Below are 22,141 nucleotides of genomic sequence, written 5' to 3' on the forward strand. Positions count from 1 at the left end.
TATGGCATTTGTACCGCATACCGAAAAAGATATTGAACAAATGTTAGCGCAAATTGGTGTGGCTAACGTTGACTCGCTATTTGATGAAGTGCCTGCTAATTTACGTTCAGCACCCTTGCAAAATATACCCGACGCTATCAGTGAGATGCGTTTGATGCGGGAAGCCAATGAGAAGGCTGCTGAAAATAAATCATTGACTTGCTTTTTAGGTGCGGGTGCTTATGACCATCATATCCCTGCTGCCGTATGGGATATTACCTCTCGAGGGGAATTCTTAACGGCCTATACCCCTTACCAGGCCGAAGCCAGCCAAGGTAGCTTACAGTTGCTGTATGAATTTCAGACAATGATAGCGGAATTGACCGGTATGGATGTGGCGAATGCATCGCTTTATGATGGCGCAACGGCCCTGGCAGAATCAGTATTAATGGCAGTTCGCATCAACAAACATTCGCAAAGCAAGAAGGTGTTGGTGCCAGAAAGCCTTCACCCACATTATATGGAAACGTTGGAATGCATTGTTCGTAATCAGCATATTGAAATAGTCACTCTCCCTTTTAACGCCAAGACCGGTATTGTCGATCCGCAATCGTTAGTTGCTTATCAACAGGATGATATCACCGCATTGGTTATTCCCCAGCCCAATTTCTTTGGTTGTTTGGAAGATGTGAATGCATTAACCAACTGGGCGCAAGCACATCAGGTGATTAGCATCGCCTGTGTAAATCCAGTTTCTTTGGCTTTATTAGCGCCGCCAGGTGAGTGGGGAAATCATGGGGTTGATATCGTGTGTGGTGAGGGACAACCCTTAGGTGTGCCATTGGCGTTAGGTGGCCCTTATTTTGGCTTTTTTAGTACCCGTTTGAGTCATGTGCGTCAAATGCCGGGAAGGATCGTTGGTAAAACGCTGGATAAAGATGGTAAGCCCGGGTTTACCTTAACCTTACAAGCCCGTGAACAGCATATTCGACGTGGCAAAGCAACGTCTAACATTTGTACCAATCAAGGTTTATTGGTGACGGCAGCTACGATCCACATGAGCCTGCTTGGCTTTGAAGGATTGGCGTCGGTTGCTAAAAACTGCCACTTAAATGCGGTCAAATTGGCGGATAAGTTAAATCAAATTGATGGCGTTGAAATGGTTTTCTCCTCGCCCTTTTTCCACGAAGTGGTCTTAAAGCTTGCAAAACCCGTTGCCGATGTTTTAACAAAATTAGAGCAGGCTGGCATCAATGGTGGTCTCGAACTTAGCCGGTATTTTAACTCACTGTCTAGCCATTTGTTGGTTTGTGTGACAGAAATGCGCTCTGAAGAGGATATCAATGATTATTATCAAGCCTTACAACGTATCATGGCTGAGGGGTAAAACATGTTTATCGTAATGTTGAATTATAAAGCGCCGTTAACCGAAGTGGATAAATACCTTCAGGCACATCGCGAGTTTCTTGATTACCATTACAAGCAAGGATTATTGCTCGCTTCAGGCCCTTTGAAACCCAGAACAGGCGGCATTTTGATAGCGCTGACAGATGATAAAGACGCATTAGAAGATGTGCTAAAAAATGACCCTTTCTACCTAGCCGAGATCAGTGACTATCAGTTATTTGAGTTTACACCCGTCAAACATCGCGATGAAATAAAAGACTTGATTTTACAAACGGAAGGCAAATTATGTTGATATTTGAAAAATCCCAAGATAACTGCAAAGCCATAGCGCAATTCCCAGAACCAGTTGCCGGATCCCTTTCAATCCCTCCCCATTATTTGCGACAAAAGCCAGCAAAACTACCGGCTTGCTCTGAATTGCAGGTTGTCCGTCATTATACGGGGTTATCGCAAGATAATTTTTGTATTGATACCAATATGTACCCACTTGGATCTTGCACGATGAAATATAACCCTCGTGGTGTTCATAAGGCAGCTTCCATCCCGGGTTTTTTAAATGCCCATCCATTAAGCTCAGCCACGGCTAATCAAGGCTCCTTATCCATGCTTTACCATCTGCAGCAATATTTATGTGAAGTAACCGGCATGGCTGCTATTTCACTGACACCGATGGCCGGATCGCAAGGCGAGCTTGCAGGTGTGGCAATGATAAAAGCTTATCACCAATCCAGAGGTGAGAATAATCGAAACGAAATATTGATACCCGATGCAGCACATGGCACCAATCCAGCGTCAGCTGCAATGTGTGGTTTTAAATTAGTTGAATTGAAAACAGCCGATGGTGGCGGTCTGGATTTGGATGAGTTAAAGGCCAAAGTGGGGCCGAATACGGCTGGGATAATGCTAACAAACCCCTCAACCCTCGGCCTTTTCATGCGCCAAATTGAACAAATCGCTAAAACGGTCCATGATGCTGGTGGGTTGTTATATTATGACGGTGCTAATTTAAATGCTATTTTAGGCCACGTTCGCCCTGGGGATATGGGGTTTGATGTCATGCATTTAAATTTACATAAAACATTTGCAACGCCTCATGGCGGTGGCGGCCCAGGCGCAGGACCTGTTGCGGTGGCTGCCAGACTAAAACCATTTTTGCCAACGCCGATTGTTGGCAAAGAAGGCGATAACTATCGCTGGCTGACTAAACAGGATTTACCGCTTAGCATCGGTAGAATGTCAGCTTTTATGGGCAATGCGGGTATTTTGTTGCGCGCGTACTTATACATTCGATTATTAGGTAAGAAAGGGTTGGTTGACGTGGCAGAAAAAGCCACTTTAAATGCCAATTATCTCATGAAAGCGCTGCAAAAAATGGGTTATACGGCCGCTTATCCAAAACGCCGAGCCAGTCATGAATTCATTATTACGCTAAGCCCCGAGAAAAAACAGTTTGGGGTTAATGCGATGGATGTCGCTAAACGGTTACTGGATTATGGTTTTCATTCGCCCACTACCTATTTCCCCTTATTGGTGCCAGAATGTTTGTTGATTGAACCCACTGAAACGGAGAGTAAACAAGAGTTAGACCGTTTCTTGGCGGCGATGAAATCCATTCGAGAGGAGATAGTCAGCCAGCCGGATATGGTTCGGGAAGCACCCCATCGGTTAAAATTAAGACGCCTCGATGATGTCCGGGCTGCTCGCATTCTTGATTTAAACTATTATTTAGAAAATCAATTCTAGTTCGAGCCTGCGTGTGGGTGATAGCGCGCTGCTTGTTGGGGGTATACAACGCATCGCCCGCAGGATGAATGGTCATAATATTAACATTTCTCCTTTAAAACTTGCCTATTTTTCAAGGAGGTAACTATACTTACTATATAAAGATAGGGATGTTATATGCCAATACTATTTGCACGACAGGAAATCTATGACCAAAAAGAGAAAGTCATAGCCTACGAGCTTTTGTATCGCGGGGTGAATACCAATGCGTCCTTAGTAAACCCCGATGATGAATTGGCAGGTGATGTAGCAACATCCAGTGTGATAACCAATTTATTTACCAACACCTATACCGACAACCTCCTTAATGGCAGCCCTGCATATATTAATTTCACCCGCAATCATATCCTCGATAATGTTCCTAGCATGTTACCGAAAGAGAAAATTGTCATAGAAGTGCTTGAAAATACATTGGTTGATGATGTTCTCATTGATAAATTATTGGCCTTACATAAACAAGGCTATCGAATTGCCTTAGATGACTTTACCTATAATCCTTGCCTTGATCCCTTGATTGAATTCGCCGATGTTATCAAAATCGATATGTTAATGATGCCGCTTGACTTAATTGAAAAAGAAGTCAGTAAGCTTGGTCATTTTAAAGGGGTACTACTTGCTGAGAAAGTGGAAACAAAAGAAAACATGACATGGTGTTTGGATCATGGATTTACCTACTTTCAAGGGTATTATTTTTCCAAACCAAACTGCATTGAAGGCGAGCAGATGTCTGAGAATAAAGCAGCCATGCTTAATTTAATGACAGAACTTCATGATCCCGATGTGGCTTTAGAGAAAATCGAAACAATTTTGATGCAAATTCCCAAGTTAAGTTACCGCATTTTACGGTTGGCAAATTCGGTGACCTATTATACCGGTTATAAAATTGATACTCTTTTAACCGCAATCCATAAACTGGGGCTGCAAAAAATTCGAGACTGGATAAGCTTAATGTTGGTATCCAGCTTTGATGATATCTCGCCTGCTCAAATCGAACGAACATTAATCCGCTCTAAAATGTGTCATACGTTGGCACAAGAAAAATATCGTGATAAAACATCTCAGGCCTATACCGTGGGCATGTTATCCAATCTTGATAACTTATTTAATCAACCACTAGAACCCCTACTTAAGCAAATCCCATTAACGAAAGACTTATCGGATGCGTTATTAAAGCATGAGGGGGATTTAGGTTATTTACTAAAATTGGTGGAAGAATATGAGCAAGCGAGCTTCGACCAATTAGATTTTAGCGTTTTTGATGAAAAAACACTTGCCAATGCCTACATGCAAGGGTTGCGGTATGCCGATGAAGTAATGCAAATCATTGGTCATTAATTCGTTTTAGGCGCCATAACAATCCTTGGCCTAGGTGATTTTCCTAGGTCACAAGGGTGACATTTTAACGCTAAATCGGGTAAACTGTGACCCACCGTATTGTTATTGAGACACCTATGTCAGATAAGTCAACGCATTTTGGTTTTCAGACCGTCGCTTGGCAAGATAAGCAGAAAAAAGTCGCCGACGTCTTCCATTCCGTTGCTGATAAGTATGACATCATGAATGACTTAATGTCATTGGGTGTGCACCGATTGTGGAAAAAAGCGACCATCGACAAGGCATCTATCCGTCCTGGACATCGGGTGCTTGATCTCGCTGGTGGAAGTGGTGATCTCACTTGCCAGGCTTCTCGGCGTGTGGGTGAGCAAGGTGAGGTGGTTTTGGCAGACATCAACGAAGCCATGTTGCAGCAAGGCCGGGCCAATTTACTAGATAAGGGCATCCTGAAAAATGTTCGCTTTATCCAAGCAAACGCCGAATCATTGCCCTTCCCAGATAATCATTTTGATAGAATACTCATCGGCTTTGGTTTAAGAAATGTGACTGATAAAGCAAAAGCATTGCGTTCCATGTATCGGGTGTGTCGGCCCGGCGGCAAACTCTTGGTGCTAGAGTTTTCAACACCGAATCTACCAGGGTTAAAGCCAATTTATGATTGGTATTCATTTAATATTTTACCCAAATTAGGCAAGTTAATCGCCAATGATGAAGCGAGTTACCGCTATTTAGCAGAATCCATTCGTATGCACCCCGATCAAAAAGCCATGAAAAAAATGATTGAGCAAGCAGGTTTTGAAGATTGTCATTATGATAATTTTACCGGTGGCGTGGTTGCTTTACATATAGCCTATAAATATTAAGAGTGATATGCGATGATAAAAACTTATTCTCTCAAAGCGTTACAAAAAGCAATAAACCATGCGCTAAGCCTAGATCCTGATTGGTCCGAAAAAGCAGCCCCCCTTGGCGGCAAGCGGCTGAAATTAGTGGTAGCGCCACTGGACTTGGTATTTTTTATCCTTTTTGAAGAAGACGGTAAATTAACCCTAACTGCGGAAAGTGACGAAGCAGCCGACACCACCATCCACAGCAACCCCCTTGGATTCATTCGCTTAAGCTTATTACCCATGTCAAAAGCCCGCTCACTATTTAATGATCGAATTAAAATAGAGGGTGATATGGAGTTTGGCCAACAAGTAAAAGCCTTATTTGACCAGCTAGACATTGACTGGGAAGGGCATATTGCCCAATTTACCGGGGATATGATTGCGCATCAATTGGGTAGTTTTGTTCGCAGAGGCAAAGCATTTGGTAAACATCTCCAACGAAGTTTACAAGAAAATATGGATGATTATTTGCATGAAGAATCCGGATGGTTCCCACCGGTCGAAGAGGTTGAAGATTTTTATAAAGACATTGATAATCTTGTCATGGATGTTGACCGGCTAGAAGCTAAATTTGCCCAATTACAGGGACGTGAAAATGAAGTCGATTAAGCAATTATTACGGCTTGTTTATATCAATTATGTTTTTGCTCGCAATGGCTTTGATCAAGTCCTTGTAACCCTTCCCCTGTTTCGCCCGCTGAAGTTCATCATTTATATGAACCCCTGGAATTGGTTGCGTCGAAAGCAATTAACACGAGGGGAATCGATCCGTTTATCCTTGGAGGAGCTCGGTCCGATATTTATCAAATTTGGCCAGGCCCTATCAACCAGGCCAGACATTCTACCGTCTGATATTGCCAGTGAATTAACCAAGCTACAAGATAAAGTGCCCCCTTTTTCCAGTGAACAAGCGTTACAAATATTTGAGCGTTCCTTTGGCAAATCCCCTTATGATGTCTTTGCAAGCTTTGACAAAAACGCACTAGCATCCGCATCAATGGCACAAGTTCACGCGGCAACCTTGGTAACAGGTGAAGATGTGGTGGTTAAAATTTTACGCCCCAATATGCGCAAAGTCATTGAGAAAGACTTGGCTATCATGCATACCTTTGCTGCATTTTTAGAAAGATACCTTGTTGACAGCAAACGATTGAAGCCCAAAGAAATTGTGCAAGAATTTGAGATTAATTTATACGATGAACTCGATTTACAACGAGAGGCGGCCAACGGTGGCCAATTAAGACGCAACTTTCACAATTCTCCCCTGCTCTATATTCCTGAGATTTATTGGGACTATACCCGCGACAATATTTTTGTGATGGAGCGAATTCATGGCATTCCTGTCACCGACATCGCTGCACTAGAAATGCATGGTGTTAATCGTAAGAAACTGGCCGAAAGAGGCGTTGAAATATTCTTTAGTCAAGTATTTCGCGATTGCTTTTTCCATGCTGACATGCATCCGGGTAATATATTTGTATCGCCGCACCATCCGCATGATCCACAATACATCTGTGTGGATTTTGGGATAGTTGGTACCTTAAGTGATGAAGATAAACGGTATCTTGCCGAAAACATGTATGCTTTTTTTATCCGCGACTATCGACGGGTGGCAGAGCTTCATGTTGAATCCGGCTGGGTTCACCCCGATACCCGAATCAGCGATTTTGAAAGTGCTATCCGAACGGTATGCGAGCCCATTTTTGAAAAACCACTCAAAGATATTTCCTTTGCGCAAGTCGTGTTGAAATTATTCCAAGTGGCAAGGCGCTTCCATATGGAAGTGCAACCGCAACTGGTGCTATTGCAAAAAACCTTACTAGCCATTGAAGGATTAGGAAGGCAATTATACCCCGAACTGGATTTATGGGCGACTGGTAAACCCTTTTTAGAAAAGTGGATAAAAGAGCAGATGGGACCAAAGCAGTTAATTAAACAACTATTACAACACCGCGCATTTTATGTTGAGAAATTACCCGGCCTACCCCAATTAGTGCATGATGTATTAATTCAACAGAAGTCCCACAATGCTCAAAATATGGCAATTATGTCACAAGTCAAGACAAGTGTGAGCAAAAAAGCAAGTGCCTTGGTGGCGTCGGGGGTTGCTATCACGTTATTGACCGTTGCAGGGGTTGTCCATTATCAAATGCTTGATGGAACATTATTGGCTAGATATGCCATAATTGGCGCCGCGATCACGGGATTATGGGCCTGGATTAAACGGTCATAGCGGTATTTGCTTTCAGCCCCTAGCCAATGACCGCTATTCAACGCTAAAATAGTAATTATCAATTATTGGCAAGGAATCATTATGGGATTAAGCGGCATTTCACCCATGTCATTATTATTAATTTTAGCCATCATACTCATCTTATTCGGAAGTCATAAAGTCAAGGATATTGGCAGTGATTTGGGTGAGGCGATTAAACGATTTCGTAAATCGATGAACGAAAATGATGACAATAAATCATCATGAGCTTCCCTGAATTGTTAGTGATATTATTCGTTGCCCTGATTGCATTTGGGCCGAAACAATTGCCCATGGTGGTTAAACACATGGCGCGTGCTATTCGCCTATTAACGCAATTGAAAGATCAAGCCGCTGAACAGCGGCATGCTCAAGCGAAGGAATGGCAATTGATTGACAATGAGGAGAAGGCTGCACAAGCCGATAAGCAGTATCAGTCGGCAGAATCTTCTGGCAACCGTTCAACAAATGAATGACAGTAAGGTTTGTGGCCTTGTTTTTCGTAAAAATCCTGATGATACTGTTCCGCCGGCCAAAAAGGTTGGGCTGCTAACAATTGGGTAGCCAGCTGAATGCCTTTTTCTTCTAGCTTTAAACACAGGGATTTCGCAATTTGTGCTTGTTGGTCATTGTGAAAAAATATAGCACTTCGATATTGTGGTCCTCGGTCGGGCCCTTGACCGGTCGATTGAGACGGATCATGAATATTAAAAAAGCGAGTCAATACTTGTGTGCTCGTTGCTTTTTCTCGATCAAACAACACCCGGACGGCTTCATAATGACCGGTATCACCATTACAAACCTGATTATAAGATGGGTTATCGACCGTTCCGCCCGTATAACCGCTTTCTGCCATTAACACACCAGGTATCTGTTGCAAATAATGTTCAACCCCCCAAAAACACCCACCCGCCACAATGACCTCATCGGTGTCTTGAACGGTTTCATCCAACACGAAATCAATGGATACGGAATTGACGCAATGGCGTTTATTACGAATTGTTAAATATTCACCGGTAAAAATGTGACCCAGATGTCCATCACAACGTTGGCAAAGGATTTCGGTGCGAAAACCATCTTTGTCCGGGATTTGTTTGATACGGCCTTCAATTTCATCGTCAAAACTTGGCCAACCACAACTGGAAATAAATTGATGAGAGGCTCGAAACAAGGCAATGCCACATCGCCGACACAAATACGTCCCATGTCCCTGTTTGCCTTGATAAATACCGCTGTGAGGAGGCTCTGTGTTTTTATGCTCAATCACAGCACGTGCAAACGGAGTAAGGCTATTGGTTTTATCAGTATAGGTCATTGGCGTATTCCCCACAAAGCTATATCTATAATCATATCATATATATTCGTGAACGTTTGCGTTACCGTCTCCGTTACCGAGGGGATTGATGTATGAAAGTTGGATTTTGTTTATAAAAGAAGTCTTATTGTTGGAATTTAGCTATACCGGTAACGGAGACGGTAACGCAAACGTTCACGAAAGTGTTTCCAGATATACGCCTATGGCATGGCTAAACTAGATGAATTTTCCTTTTGATTAAGGAGCTCTGAATCGGAGTGAGAGCGGGAAAATTTCGTATCGTCAACGGATTTCTTAGCGAATAGACTAAAGTCGCTGCTTCTTCTTTTTTGCGATTTGTCATTTTGACTCATTGGGATTTTTGGGGAAGATGATTTTGAGGAAGGCTCTTGGCCATCAGCACCCTTCATTTCAACATAATCCACCGGTGGCCGCCCAAAGCCCCTTGCGTAGGCACGCAAGGCTAAACATGTAGCATAGACCACACTGCTGACTGAGGTGAATGCTAATAAAATCCAGCTATCGAAATGATATTCCCCATCGTCGCCCTTTTCTTGGAAAGCATTAAAGGTAGTCATCACCGATTTAGGGCCTTTACCAACCCCGGAAAAAAATGAACGGACAACCTCAAACAGTTCCATATAAAAGAATAAAGGCTGGTTATCAATCACCATGCAATCATGGATTTTTTCTTCTAAATAATCGTCGGGTTTATTGGCATACACTTCCCCTTTTTCCAGTTTTACTAGTTCCTTTAGTTCCTTCAAGCTAATCGCTGTTTTGAGTTGTTCAAATTCGCTTAATTTTTGATGATGTTTATAGGTTTGATAAAGGGCATTGATGGCAAATCCGGCTATGAGAAATATCCCAGAAGCAATAGTGATTGCTACTGCAATCAGCAAGAAGGGTGGAATGGTACCCATGATAAGAAAAGTAATGGTCGATGCTGCAAAAACAAAGCTGGCGAGTGCACCATAAGCGGCTAATCCATGGGTCACCCCTAATAAAAAAGCCGACTTATAAGACAAAACGCTGAGATCTCTTAATTCTTCTCGTTGTCTTACAAAGGTATCCACATAATCGGTTAACTGCTTAAAATGCTTTTGGCTTAGCATTTCTTCTTTATCGAGCCGTAACGTGTGGTATAAGCATTCAATTTTTTTACCAGTCAGTGCTAAGTTTGCTTTAGCAACCGTAATATCGAGTTTTCTTTGGTAGTCATATTCTTCATACATGCGGACGGCGATATTCGTTAGTCCATACAGCACACTACAACCAATTAAGAACAAAGCAACTGGCGCAGTTAACCAAATTAAACCAGGGACTGTTAATAACGTCACAATGCCAACATACATATATAAGCCATCAACAAGGCCACCAAATGCGGCGCCAATAAAGGCTAATGCTCGGACTGTTTTCGACTGTTCTTGCACATGACTTAAGACCTCTTTACCCTGTTGTTCCATCTCATCCGGTGTCAGCGTTTTGGCATCTAACGCTTGGATATCTAGCCATACGATTTTGTTATTTTTCATCATGTACTTGCGTTGAGTATACATATAACGCAATAGCAAGCGATTGACAATTGCCAGGGCGCCAACCCCGAGGGAGGTGGGGACCACGTAGGAAAATAAGGAGGTACCAGATAAAAGCGATGCAATATTTAACGCTGCCCGAACGCCTTTATAGGCATTTTTGGAGCCTTTAAAACAATCACGCAGATATGGCCAGGTCAAAGCAAGCAAACTGAGAATGGGTTTATCTTTGTCATCGCTGTCAAAGTAGTTGCCAATGGTGGCATACGCCATGATTGCTAAGGTTTCAATCCCAACAAGCGCCATCCCTTCCGGCGAGGATAAAAATTCATGAAGCTTGTCGTCAGAATTGGAAGAGGTAGCATAAAGGAGATCAAATAACCAGCGCCAATGGCTGCAGATATTACTCAACCCGTCTAAGGCGCCGTAAGTTGCATAAAGATAACGAGATTCATGCAAATTTTTAGCGAGGTCGTCTCCCCACACACCCAGTTGGTAGCTGGTTTCAGAAAAAGTGGATTTAATCTCAGGGAGGCTTTTAGAGGCCGAAGAATCTTCCCGATGGGAACCACCGGTTGAGGAATTGATGAGACCATCTAATGGCATATCGATCAAATCGGCTAAATAAGTTGCACAAATGCTACTATATTAGCTTTTTGATGTCAATATTTTTTCAAACTGAAACAAAAGGAGTCAGATTGATGCCCGAACCTTTAATTCTATCATACTCGTAATAGCGAAAGCACTAACTTTCTGTAATCTTTTTGGGCATTTTGCTGATGGTACCAGGGTGAGAAAAAGCAATTAATCTGATATTATCATGCTAGGATCCTAATGGTATAATCTATGACTGATCCAAATCACATTGTTGCGAGGCAAATCACATGATACGGGTTGGATTATCCATTTTGCTAAGTTTAGTCGTTAACTTGGGACATACTATGAGCATGAGTATGAAGGAAAAGCACATTTTTGGTTATGTGGAACGGGTTAACTTACCAGAATTAAAAGCCAGCGTAAAAGCTAAGCTTGATACGGGAGCAAAATCTTCTTCCTTGAGTGCTATCAATATACAAGAAACCGAAGAGGGGGAAACGATTTATTTAACCTTTACCGTTCCGTTGAAAACGGGATCGGTCACAATGAAAAGACCCTTAGTGGGCAAAGTTAAAATAAAATCTCGCGCCGGTGAACATGTCAAAGGCAAGGTTACGCCAAAGCCTATACATCGTCCTGTCATTAATTTGATCGTGCAGCTAGGGACAAAGACGCGAGAGATTGAGGTTAATTTGACCAATCGTAAGCGATTTAATTATCCCTTATTATTAGGGCGTGATGCGCTAATCCAATTTGACATTGTTGTTGATCCAGCCGTGTCATTTATAGCAGAAACAAAAGAAAAATAATAAGCCAATGAAAAAACACACCAATCACCATTTATATGGTTTAATCGTTGTACTCACCGTCCTTGGGCTGAGTATGTTCTACTATCGCCATTTTGTTTTGCAAGTGCCGCTTACGGACACTGAGACCGTGAACAGCTGGACTGTTGAAGCAACGTTGCACTTTCAAGCGGAGAACAAAGTGCCCGTTAAGGCGAGTTTTCCTATCCCTTTTATGCCGCCTAATTTTGCCATACTGGATGAATATTTTGTTTCCCCCAATTATGGGGTAACCACAAACTTGGTCAACAATAACCGACAAACGGTTTGGTCCCAAAGACGAGCGCATGGCAGTCAATCGTTATATTATCGGGGAATTTTTCGTGCCATTGATCAACCTGATTTCCCATTGGGTAAACCAGCTCATGTTAAAGTGTTGCCGCTCGATGCAAAATATAAACCGGCAGTGGATAGCATGCTCGAGGATATTCGCAAATCCTCCGCAGATGTTTTAACGTTTGCCCAATCAGCGATAAAAGCGATCAACCGTAAAGATGATAATGCAAAATTATTAGTATCGGGCGATTTTTCGCAGATCAATGTTATCAAAGCCGTACAATTGCTGTTAAATCAAGCCAGCATTCCTTCTAAATTGGTGCGAGGTTTGCAATTGGCAAAAAACAGTGAGTCGGAGTTCAAATACTATTTGGCGGTTTATCAAAATAAAAAATGGACGTTGGTTAATCCAATTAATGGCAGCGCCGGCATCCCCGAACAGTACTTAGTCTGGCAATATGGTGATGAGCCTGCTTATATGTTGAGTGGCGGGAAAAAAGCATCGTTTAATTTATCGGTCACGCCAACGCCCGTCAATGCGCTCTTTTTAGCGAAAAAGCATGCCTTGCAAAACGAATCGACATTACTTCGCTTTTCATTACTCCAATTACCACTAACCCTGCAACAAACCTATCGAATTTTGTTAACAGTTCCCTTGGGTGCATTTATTATTTTGTTACTTCGTAACTTTATTGGCTTAAAAACCTTCGGTACGTTTATGCCCGTTTTGATTGCATTAGCTTTTCGTGAAACACATTTAGTATGGGGGATTACGCTATTTGTGTTAATTGTCTCTTTTGGGCTGTTAGCACGATTTTATTTAGATCAACTGCGCTTACTCCTTGTGCCTAGGTTGGCCTCTATTCTAACGGTGGTTATTTTGATGATGATTTTTATCAGCATCTTATCGCAAAATTTAGGTCTGGATTTGGGATTATCCGTCGCTTTATTCCCGATGGTGATTTTAACCATGACCATTGAGAGAATGTGCATCGTATGGGATGAACGTGGGCCAGCAGAGGCGATTAAATCTGGTATGGGGAGTTTATTGGCGGCAGTTATCGCCTACGGCGCCATGAATTATGAGCCTTTACAATACCTCTTATTTGCATTCCCCGAATTGTTGCTGGTCTTATTAGCGTTGATTTTATTATTTGGTCAGTATCGTGGCTACCGCCTTTTTGAATTATTTCGCTTCAAATCCTTAGCAAGGAATTAGATATGTGGCGATTATTCAATAAATTAAGAAAATCGGGTGTGATGAGCATCAATAAGCGCAACAAAAGCTATGTGCTCCAATATAACCGCCGTAAATATTATCCGCTTGTTGATAATAAGCTTCAGAGTAAGAAATTAGCGATTGCTCATAACATCAATGTGCCTCCCTTGTATGCAACGATTGAAAGTGAGCATCAGCTAAAAAAGCTTGAGTCAATCTTAGACCCGTTCTCGGATTTTGTTATCAAACCGGCGCATGGCGCAGGAGGGGATGGTATCGTTGTTATCCGTGATCGGGTGATGGGACGGTATAGGCAGATAAATGGTGAACTTTTGACCATTCAAGACCTGCAATATCATATATCCCGATTATTATCTGGCGCGTTTAGTTTAAGCGGCCATCCTGATTTTGCGATCATTGAATATCGGGTGCAAGTCGATCCCGTGTTTGCCAGTGTCAGTTATGAAGGGGTTCCTGACATTCGCGTGATTACACTGTTAGGTTACCCAGCCATGGCCATGCTGCGCTTACCGACCCGCTTATCCGGAGGAAAGGCCAATTTACATCAAGGTGCGATAGGGGTTGGTGTGGACTTAGCCACAGGAAAAACATTAGCGGGTGTTCACCATAATGACCCCATTGATTTTCATCCGGATACATTAGAATCGATCATAGGATTAACGGTCCCTTATTGGCAGCAAATTCTAACAACGGCCGCTTCCTGTTTTGAATTAACCAATCTTGGCTATTTAGGAGTGGATATTGTATTGGATAAAACGCACGGCCCCTTAATGTTGGAACTCAATGCGCGACCCGGTTTGAATATCCAAATTGCCAATGCAGAAGGTGCGCTAAAACGATATCAAAAAATAGAAAATCATGCTGAGTTGGTCGATGAAACGGTCGAACAACGGGTCAAATTTAGCCAGCAGCGTTTGTAAACTTAATAGCAAGTCACCATGAAACTAAATCCCGAGCAAAACAAAGCCGTGCGCTATATCGACGGTCCTTTATTAGTATTGGCAGGCGCTGGAAGTGGTAAAACACGCGTCATTACCCGCAAAATAGCATGGCTGATTGAACAAGCAATCTTTCCCGCCCATCATATTTGTGCTGTCACTTTTACCAACAAAGCGGCAAATGAAATGCGTGAGCGAGTGGGTTTGTCCATCGACAAAGGGAAGCGCCGTGGGTTAAAAGTGGCAACCTTTCACACACTTGGGTTGCAAATTCTAAAAAGTGCTCATGAAATCAGTGGTCTTAAAAAGAATTTCACCATTTTTGATAGCGAAGACTGTTTAAATTTAATCCGGCAATATTTGCCACCGGGTCGAGCGAAAGACAAAGAATTTCCGATGCGAGTGCAGCAGCACATTTCCCGTTGGAAAAATCAAATGTTGGATACGACGGAAATTGATGTCGCCAATTGTGTTGATGAAATTCAGTTGATGGCAGCTGATATTTATACAAAATACCAAACGGCATTAACTGCCTACAATGGCGTTGATTTTGATGATTTGCTACGTCTGCCGGTGCGCATACTCCAGCAACACGATTCATTTCGAAAGCATTGGCAACATAAAGTGCAATATTTACTGGTGGATGAATATCAGGACTCAAACACCACCCAATATGAACTCGTTAAGTGCTTGGTCGGTGAAGCTGGGCGACTGACAGTTGTGGGGGATGACGATCAATCAATTTATGCGTGGCGTGGCGCTAAACCTGAAAATTTGTCCTTATTGCAACAGGATTTCCCACAATTGCAAGTGATTAAACTCGAACAAAATTATCGCTCAACCCAGCGAATTTTACATGCCGCCAATCACCTGATTAGTCATAACCCTCATTTGTTTGAAAAATCCTTATGGAGCGAGTATGGTCATGGCGAAATGATTCGAGTGATCACTTGCCGTGACGAAAATCACGAGGCGGAACAGGTCATTGCTGATCTGGTTTCCCATAAATTACGCCATGGTCATCAATACGGTGACTATGCCCTGCTCTACCGAGGAAATCATCAGGCAAGGCTATTTGAAAAAATATTACGTCAACAGGGCATTCCTTACAAAATCAGTGGGGGGCAATCATGGTTTGCTCGCAGTGAAATTAAAGATGTGTTTGCCTATTTTCGACTATTAGCCAATCCCGATGATGATACGGCGTTTTTAAGAATTATAAACATTCCCAAACGAGGAATTGGTGAAGCAAGCTTGGATGCTTTGGGTCGATATGCCCAGTCAATGCAGCAGTCGTTGTTTTCCTGTGCAGATCACGTTGGCTTGCAATCGTTATTGGCGGAAAAACCAAGAGAAGCACTCATCCATTTCAAACAATGGTTTGGGCAATTTGAGCAAGCGCTACAATCGGGCTTAAGCAAGGCATTGTTGCAAAAAATGGTAGATGAGTCAGGCTATGAGGCCTATTTGTATGAACAGTCAGACTCACCGGCAAAAGCCCAAAAAAGAATGGATAATGTATGGGAGTTAGTAAACTGGATTGAACGATTGCAGCAAAAATCACCCGAATTAAGTTTGATCGATGTGATCAATCAATTGATATTAATCGAAATTTTAGATCAATCAGAAGAAAGTAACCCCGAACAGATTCAATTAATGACACTGCATACCTCAAAAGGACTTGAGTTTCCCTATGTCTATTTAGTGGGGATGGAAGAAGATATTTTGCCTCACAGAGCAAGCATTGATGCCGATCAAATCGAAGAAGAACGCCGCTTGGCTTATGTGGGTATCACGCGCGCGCAGCGGGAGTTATGTATCACCTTGGCAAAAAGACGTCGACGGGCAGGAGAATTAGTGGATTGCCAACCTAGCCGTTTCATTGCTGAACTACCCCAACAAAGTATTCAATGGCATGGACTGACGGATAAAAAAAATGCCGAAGAATCGAAAAAAATTGCCTCCGATCATCTCGCTGGCTTAAAGTCGCTTTTGCAAGGGTAAGGTTGTTTATCATTCATTTGTGTGAGTAGATAAAAAACAATTTTTTGTTATGTACGTAAACTCTTAGGTTATCGTTTAAATTATTGACAATACCAGGGCTCTATGATGAAATCGCTATAAATGATCATATAATGAGCACAGTGGGCCATGTTTTCTCGAAGTTTCCTTTTTTCTAAAAATAGTACCGCTAAAAATGCAGTTAAAAATTTTGGCAACATTCATAATTTAAAGTTTGGCCGAGCGGAGGCAAAAACATTTAAATTAAAAAACATGAGCTTACCCGCATCATTAAAACTGGGCGTGCAACCTAATTGGCGGATTAGTCAGCCCAAATTGTCAACGGATATTCATTTGCGACACCTAGCCCCATCGGCAGAGAATATCGTCCAGGAACATTGCTATGTTAACAAGCCTTGGCAACTCAAGGCAGGTAAAATTGAGCATGCAATCCAATTTACACCACTCATTCCCACATCCCCCATCGATTACATTCGCATCGCTTTTCATGCCAATCGCCAACTTTCCCTGCTTGCCATGGCTAAGCCTGGCGTTGGTAATCGGCTGCAAAATGCATTAATTGCCTCGGATGATGATCTGTCATCACAGCATCGATTTGACTTTGCTCCCAAAGTAGGGGTTGATCCTCGAGCGCGTGCCAGCTTATTGCTGAGTATGGAACGCGAGGAGTCCGTTGACCAGGTCCAGCAATTTTTGGGTGGCTTGCATCATTTGACCGCTTTCAATGAACCAGTACTCCATTTATGTCAGCAAACGCTAAATGAGAGTCAGCGCCAACTCGATGAGCCTGGTTCCTGGAAACCGCTAATCAATTTACCAGTAGAAGAATCCAATCGCGACGTGGGTGGTTATCCTAATTTTCTACCGGATGACCCGGACATTAATACCAATTACTATTACCATGCAAAAGACATTATTGATTTTCCCAACCAAATTCCCGCTATTCATCGGTGCATTCTTGAAAAAGATGTCGATGGCCTATTTGAACTGTTAAAACAAGATCCTCTGTTGCTATATCGACGTGACCCGTTTGGTAATTTACCCATAGAACTAGCGAAAAAATTATGGGATTTTGAGGTGGCAGAGTCGCTATTTCTCTATTGGTATCAGTTGCCCCCCCAACAACGATTCCTTGATAATTTATTTTTACGCCAGGCTAATGATATTCATATGGCTATTGCCATGAATAGTGAGCGACGAAAAAATATTGACCGTCAGGGTATGGTGAATGAATATCGAAATTGGCCTATCCCACAAAGACCCAAATTACACCAAGACGTATTGCGTGGCCAAGCCTTATCGTTAACGGACTTTAGCAAAGAAGCGCAGGCTTTTGAAAAGCTTAGTCAAGCGCTTTATCAGATTGCTTATGACACAGCCAACGCATGTCACACCATGATCAATACATTACCGGCTGAAGTGAAATCAATGACGCTTTATCGACACCCTGAGGTCAGTTACACCCTCGAAGAGGAACTTGGTTATTTGACGGATCGGTTGGTTATCAATGAGCAAGATTTAGTGTACTGGAAAAGCAATTGGGAGCGTGTCTTACATTTTATGAAAAATGCCGATTGTGAGTTACCAAAGCATGGATTGGTGCAAGGGGATTATGGCGACTTAATACAAGGGTATGAACGCTTACTAAAAATTAAAGCCAATAGCATCAAACAATTTAATGACGCCTTCCAATCCTATAAGACGTCGTGCTACCAAAAGGATGCCACGGAATTTTACACATGGACTTATTTGTTGGCCGTTATCCAGAGTAAAGCGGCCATATTAGCGAATTATCCACAAAGCCACATTGATATTGATTGGCAATTGGCAGCGCTTAAAGGATACCATAAAGAGTCCTTGAGCCAAGCTGAAATAAGTCGTTACAGTGTCTTTCATATGTGTTATGAGCCCCAATTTCTTAACTTTTGTCGGCAAGGATTGCTGTCGTTTGAAATGCAAGATGATTGGGGCTATACCCCCTTATTATTAGCCATTGTCACTAATCAAATTGATACGGTTAAAGAATATTTATCGAGTGGGTTATTCAAGCCGAAAGTATGGGTGAGAACCGGGGGAGGCAATGGTATTTATTATACGTTGTTGGAACATGCTCCCACGGTGGAGATGGTTGAGTTGTTAATGCATCATTTTTACCCAACCAATGAAGAATCGACATTACCCAAACGCGGTAGTTTGACAATTAACCAAGCTTTGCAGCGGTATCGATTTCGACCCGATGTTAAGCAGTTCCAATTATCATTAATCGAAGAAATTATGTTAGGTCGCAGTCATCGGCCTGATTCATTGAGCTTACTTAGACTTTTGCTTCGTCACCATGATGAAGAAGTGGTTGAGGGGCCTTATGATGACAATGTCCCTCAGGAAGTCGCAGAAATAGTTAGCCAACATAATCAACGAGTTCGCTCTCAGGCACAGAGTAAACTGAGCGCAGTCAAATTGGCTGGTATTCGCTTGGAGAATGCTACAATCGTTAGCCAGTTTTACCAAAATCATCTCCATCGTAAAGTGGCGTGCACGGCTCGATTAATGCCTGTTTCAAATATCCTGCATGATATGCCTTTAAGAAATAACTTGGCTGATATTTTTTCACAGTGCTTTCGCATGCGTGAGTTCGATAGCCCAAAAGCACGGGAGTTGTTCTTTCAGACCTATTTAAATACCCATGCTTCTTTTTTTATCGAAGTCTACCATGATTCGCAGGACAATCCGGTTGGTTTTTGTACCTTCACGCTGAAGGAAACTCATGATACAAGTAAGCCTGATTGCAAAAGCGATCTAACCTTATATATGTCGATGGCAGCCTGTGCCAGTGGAACCCCTTCAGGGATGCCATTGTATACGCATAAAATCGTATATACTGCTTGGCAGCTTGCACAAAATGAAAATAAATCATTGTATTTTTACGGTCGTTATGGTCGACCGGGTCTTGCTTTTAAATTACTACCCCCTGAAGCGAAATATTCCGTTAAATATGCCTTTGATGAACAAAGGCAACACCATACCATGGAAGATGTGTCTGGCGATAAGCTCAATAACAATGGTACGTCTACCCCACCTGTTTTGTCGCTTGCTATGCGAAAATGCGAGGATGATGTGAAATTGGAAGAATATGATTATTGGCTAAACAACAAACTGTCGGGGCAGCCGAACCAATCATTGCCATTGATGTTTGAAGTGGATGAGCAGACGATTTTGGGTTGGCGAAAGATGCATTATCAACAAAATGGGTTAACCGATGAGTGGCAAAACCGATTTAACCAATTGTTTACTGAGTTGAATACGCTCAATCAACAACCAACGATTCCATCAAAACTATGAGCGGTCTGCCCTGATGTCCATAAGCCGATTTTTAAAACAAAATCCCACCTTTTCAGAGGCAGATACCATTGCAGAATGGTGCCGGCCCCTTGCCTTATTACAAATCCCCTACTTTTGTCATGCCCACATTGATAAGCAAAACCGCTTGACTTTTATTTGCAATTATCCCGAATTTGGCTGCCATTATCTAGAAAACGGCTTTTATCAATATGATATTCATATGAAGGAGGATTTTCGCCAATCTCAGGTTATTGTCTGGGATTTATTTGAACGCTCATCAAAGTCTCGTGTGATGCATGATGATTTTAAAGCGTTCGGGCGTGGCCATACATTCACCATTGTGCAACCCAGGGAAGATGGTTGTCATTACTTTCATTTTGCTTCTTATGATGGAACGTCTGGCGCTAGCCAGAGCTATCTTCAGCGATTGGATGTGTTAGAACAATTTATTTCTTACTACTTAGACAAGTTGTCTCGAAGTCTATCGGTTCAAAAAAAATTAGCGGTTAAAATCCCGCTCGACTTAAGCTTGGGGGGATATAGTTTAGAGAATGCGCCTGCTATATTGGACACGAACGATTTTTATCAACTAACGATGCATCAAAGGCAGCATGTGAATGGCGGTTCTGAGTATTTAACCCTTGGGGAAATCAGCTGCTTATATTGGTTGGCTTTAGGAAAAACAATGGAAGAAACGGCCATATTGTTGGATATTAGTCCTCGAACGGTCAAGGCACATATTCATCATGCTAAAGAGAAATTGCATTGTCAGAGTTTATTTCAATTGGGCATGTATTTTAAGGATAGATTCCAATTGCTTTCCAAAATGGGATGGATGCCAAAAGAACAAGAAACTTAAAGAATGCCATAAAGACATTGGATTTAATTAAACGGTTAAGAGAGCATTGCCGATAAGAGCCAATTTGTGATTGAAATAAATTGAAATAACTGGATTGATAAGGAAAAATCCAGGCTTCTGAGGCCATCAAGATAGTGAAAATGATGATCCAAGGATGAACCGGGCTAGTAGGAAGAATGGGCATTAATAAAGTAAAGGCAAGTGCCGGGGCTGTCATGGTGCCGAGCACAAAATTTAAGCCCCAACTTAAGAGAAAAACGCCCACCATACAATATAATGGATCTTTTATCCAAGCGGTAACCAGGCTATATTTTGTGGTATCGAACAAAGTCACATCCAGCTTATTAATTAAATTCATCGTGCCAACCATGGCAATCAGATAACAAATAAATGGAAGATTTATCAGCGTATGGAGTTGTTGATAAGGTTTCACGCCAGTCAAGATGGGTAAAAAGATGATGATGATGCTCAAAGGTATCGTTGAAACGCCAAGGCAAAGCATCAGTAACATCCCTGGTAATAAACACGCCAACATCAATAACGATGTTGACTCTTGAAAACTATTCGCGGGCAAATTAGCCATGGATCGCAAAAGGGTGAAACGGTTAATCGTGGGATAATTGGCAGGTTTGTAATAATGGCCATGTATGAAAAAAAATACAGCTAATAGCAATAAGCCGGTAAACGATGCAAAGAATAACCAACTCAACCAACCGTTGGGTAGGGCTTGCTCGTTTGTTAGCATGTTAAGCAGCAGATAATTACTGCTTTTGCCGCTAAGAAAGACTGTCGAGAGTAAGATGCATCCACAAAACGTAGTATGTAACATGGCTTCAGCTGCTTTGGGTGTTTCACGAATGATCTTATGTTCAAACAAACTCCCTAACACGGGCGTCATGACCGCAATTCTAGCACTTTGAGCGGTTAATATAGGCGTTAGGAAAATACCCGTGAAAAAGAGGATCTTGTCGACCAATTTCGGTTTGGAGGCAAGATGATATAAAACAAAATAAATCCCCTTTTTTACCAGTAATGAATCTTTGATGATGTGGGATGTTGCAAGAATTGCCATCAAAAAATAGACATTACTGGACAGGCAGCCCTGCCATAACCGATGACAGTCTTCCCAAGGAAGAAAAAAGCTAATGATGACAATTATCAACATTAAGCGTTTAGTGGAAAATACGCCTAAGCCTGTAAGAATGACACAAGTGGTTAACAAAAAAGGAACATAAAACGAAATCGTCTCTTTGTTTTCGAGCAGATTATAGACTATCGTTTCAAGGAAAGTCATGCACGCAACCTCCATCCATGCAGTTGGACACAATCCCGTTTTTTGTTGACATAATTTTCCCCAGTGAGTTTTTATCTCCTTATGTAATATGTGTCCATGAGCGCGTATTTTAACGGTTCAAATTTGCTTGACTATTGTCCAAAAAGACAATGCAAGGGCCCAGAGGTCATTTGCTTGTCTATACTTTCTTTATGGAAGGCTTTTAATCGCTTCGAATTTCACGATTCATTCAAGCAA

Annotated in this window: 18 protein-coding genes; 15 read left to right on the forward strand and 3 right to left on the reverse strand. The window is 42.1% G+C overall.

The features are described 5' to 3' along the window. Position 1: 1 nt before the first annotated feature. The 9 genes from gcvPA to AB3348_RS13225 all read left to right on the forward strand — a co-directional run bounded on the left by gcvPA (position 2) and on the right by AB3348_RS13225 (position 8,120). Positions 2–1,366, forward strand: a complete 1,365-nt coding sequence (gene gcvPA / locus AB3348_RS13185; RefSeq protein ID WP_367608069.1) for an aminomethyl-transferring glycine dehydrogenase subunit GcvPA — start codon at positions 2–4, stop codon at positions 1,364–1,366. A gap of 3 nt (positions 1,367–1,369) precedes the next feature. Next, on the forward strand, positions 1,370–1,678 hold the full coding sequence (locus AB3348_RS13190; protein ID WP_367608070.1) for a YciI family protein: 309 nt from the start codon (positions 1,370–1,372) through the stop codon (positions 1,676–1,678). Continuing rightward, complete coding sequence (gene gcvPB / locus AB3348_RS13195; protein WP_367608071.1) at positions 1,672–3,129, forward strand: aminomethyl-transferring glycine dehydrogenase subunit GcvPB; 1,458 nt, start codon at positions 1,672–1,674, stop codon at positions 3,127–3,129. Before AB3348_RS13190 ends, gcvPB begins: the two co-directional genes overlap by 7 nt. A 156-nt stretch (positions 3,130–3,285) precedes the next feature. Next, positions 3,286–4,503, forward strand: a complete 1,218-nt coding sequence (locus AB3348_RS13200) for an EAL and HDOD domain-containing protein (RefSeq protein WP_367608072.1) — start codon at positions 3,286–3,288, stop codon at positions 4,501–4,503. 116 nt (positions 4,504–4,619) lie between these two features. After that, on the forward strand, positions 4,620–5,366 hold the full coding sequence (ubiE, locus tag AB3348_RS13205; protein WP_367608074.1) for a bifunctional demethylmenaquinone methyltransferase/2-methoxy-6-polyprenyl-1,4-benzoquinol methylase UbiE: 747 nt from the start codon (positions 4,620–4,622) through the stop codon (positions 5,364–5,366). 12 nt (positions 5,367–5,378) lie between these two features. Further along, positions 5,379–6,002, forward strand: coding sequence for an SCP2 domain-containing protein (locus AB3348_RS13210; RefSeq protein ID WP_367608075.1), 624 nt, complete (start codon positions 5,379–5,381; stop codon positions 6,000–6,002). Then, entirely contained in the window at positions 5,989–7,626 is a 1,638-nt protein-coding gene (gene ubiB / locus AB3348_RS13215; RefSeq protein WP_367608076.1) for a ubiquinone biosynthesis regulatory protein kinase UbiB, read from the forward strand. Before AB3348_RS13210 ends, ubiB begins: the two co-directional genes overlap by 14 nt. An 81-nt stretch (positions 7,627–7,707) precedes the next feature. Then, positions 7,708–7,872 carry a twin-arginine translocase TatA/TatE family subunit gene (gene tatA / locus AB3348_RS13220; RefSeq protein WP_367608077.1) on the forward strand — a complete coding sequence of 55 codons (165 nt, stop codon included), beginning with the start codon at positions 7,708–7,710 and terminating at the stop codon, positions 7,870–7,872. Then, on the forward strand, positions 7,869–8,120 hold the full coding sequence (locus AB3348_RS13225) for a twin-arginine translocase TatA/TatE family subunit (RefSeq protein ID WP_367608078.1): 252 nt from the start codon (positions 7,869–7,871) through the stop codon (positions 8,118–8,120). Before tatA ends, AB3348_RS13225 begins: the two co-directional genes overlap by 4 nt. Here the strand turns inward: AB3348_RS13225 and AB3348_RS13230 are convergent. Both AB3348_RS13230 and AB3348_RS13235 read right to left on the reverse strand, forming a co-directional pair. Beyond that, positions 8,078–8,959, reverse strand: coding sequence for a bifunctional methionine sulfoxide reductase B/A protein (locus AB3348_RS13230; RefSeq protein ID WP_367608079.1), 882 nt, complete (start codon positions 8,957–8,959; stop codon positions 8,078–8,080). The two genes, AB3348_RS13225 and AB3348_RS13230, sit on opposite strands and share 43 nt — an antisense overlap. 200 nt (positions 8,960–9,159) lie before the next feature. After that, positions 9,160–11,100: a hypothetical protein gene (locus tag AB3348_RS13235; protein ID WP_367608080.1), complete on the reverse strand. Its 1,941-nt coding sequence runs from the start codon at positions 11,098–11,100 to the stop codon at positions 9,160–9,162. Positions 11,101–11,378: 278 nt separating this feature from the next. Here AB3348_RS13235 and AB3348_RS13240 point away from each other — a divergent pair, with 278 nt between their 5' ends. From AB3348_RS13240 to AB3348_RS13265, 6 genes are all read left to right on the forward strand, one after another. Next, on the forward strand, positions 11,379–11,900 hold the full coding sequence (locus tag AB3348_RS13240) for an ATP-dependent zinc protease (RefSeq protein WP_367608081.1): 522 nt from the start codon (positions 11,379–11,381) through the stop codon (positions 11,898–11,900). Between the two features lie 7 nt (positions 11,901–11,907). After that, a complete protein-coding gene (locus tag AB3348_RS13245) occupies positions 11,908–13,431 on the forward strand; it encodes an inactive transglutaminase family protein (protein WP_367608082.1) in 1,524 nt (507 codons plus the stop codon). Positions 13,432–13,433: 2 nt separating this feature from the next. Continuing rightward, positions 13,434–14,372, forward strand: coding sequence for an alpha-L-glutamate ligase-like protein (locus tag AB3348_RS13250; RefSeq protein ID WP_367608083.1), 939 nt, complete (start codon positions 13,434–13,436; stop codon positions 14,370–14,372). Between the two features lie 18 nt (positions 14,373–14,390). Beyond that, complete coding sequence (locus tag AB3348_RS13255) at positions 14,391–16,394, forward strand: UvrD-helicase domain-containing protein (RefSeq protein ID WP_367608084.1); 2,004 nt, start codon at positions 14,391–14,393, stop codon at positions 16,392–16,394. Positions 16,395–16,541: 147 nt separating this feature from the next. After that, positions 16,542–19,751, forward strand: coding sequence for a hypothetical protein (locus AB3348_RS13260; RefSeq protein ID WP_367608085.1), 3,210 nt, complete (start codon positions 16,542–16,544; stop codon positions 19,749–19,751). A gap of 13 nt (positions 19,752–19,764) precedes the next feature. Further along, positions 19,765–20,610, forward strand: coding sequence for a helix-turn-helix transcriptional regulator (locus AB3348_RS13265; RefSeq protein WP_367608086.1), 846 nt, complete (start codon positions 19,765–19,767; stop codon positions 20,608–20,610). On the opposite strand, the gene AB3348_RS13270 is transcribed toward AB3348_RS13265, so the two are convergent. Continuing rightward, complete coding sequence (locus AB3348_RS13270) at positions 20,549–21,904, reverse strand: anion permease (RefSeq protein ID WP_367608087.1); 1,356 nt, start codon at positions 21,902–21,904, stop codon at positions 20,549–20,551. The genes AB3348_RS13265 and AB3348_RS13270 overlap by 62 nt on opposite strands. Positions 21,905–22,141: the final 237 nt, after the last annotated feature.

The organism is Legionella sp. W05-934-2, from assembly GCF_964199965.1.
Classification (GTDB): Bacteria; Pseudomonadota; Gammaproteobacteria; order Legionellales; family Legionellaceae; genus JAFIFT01.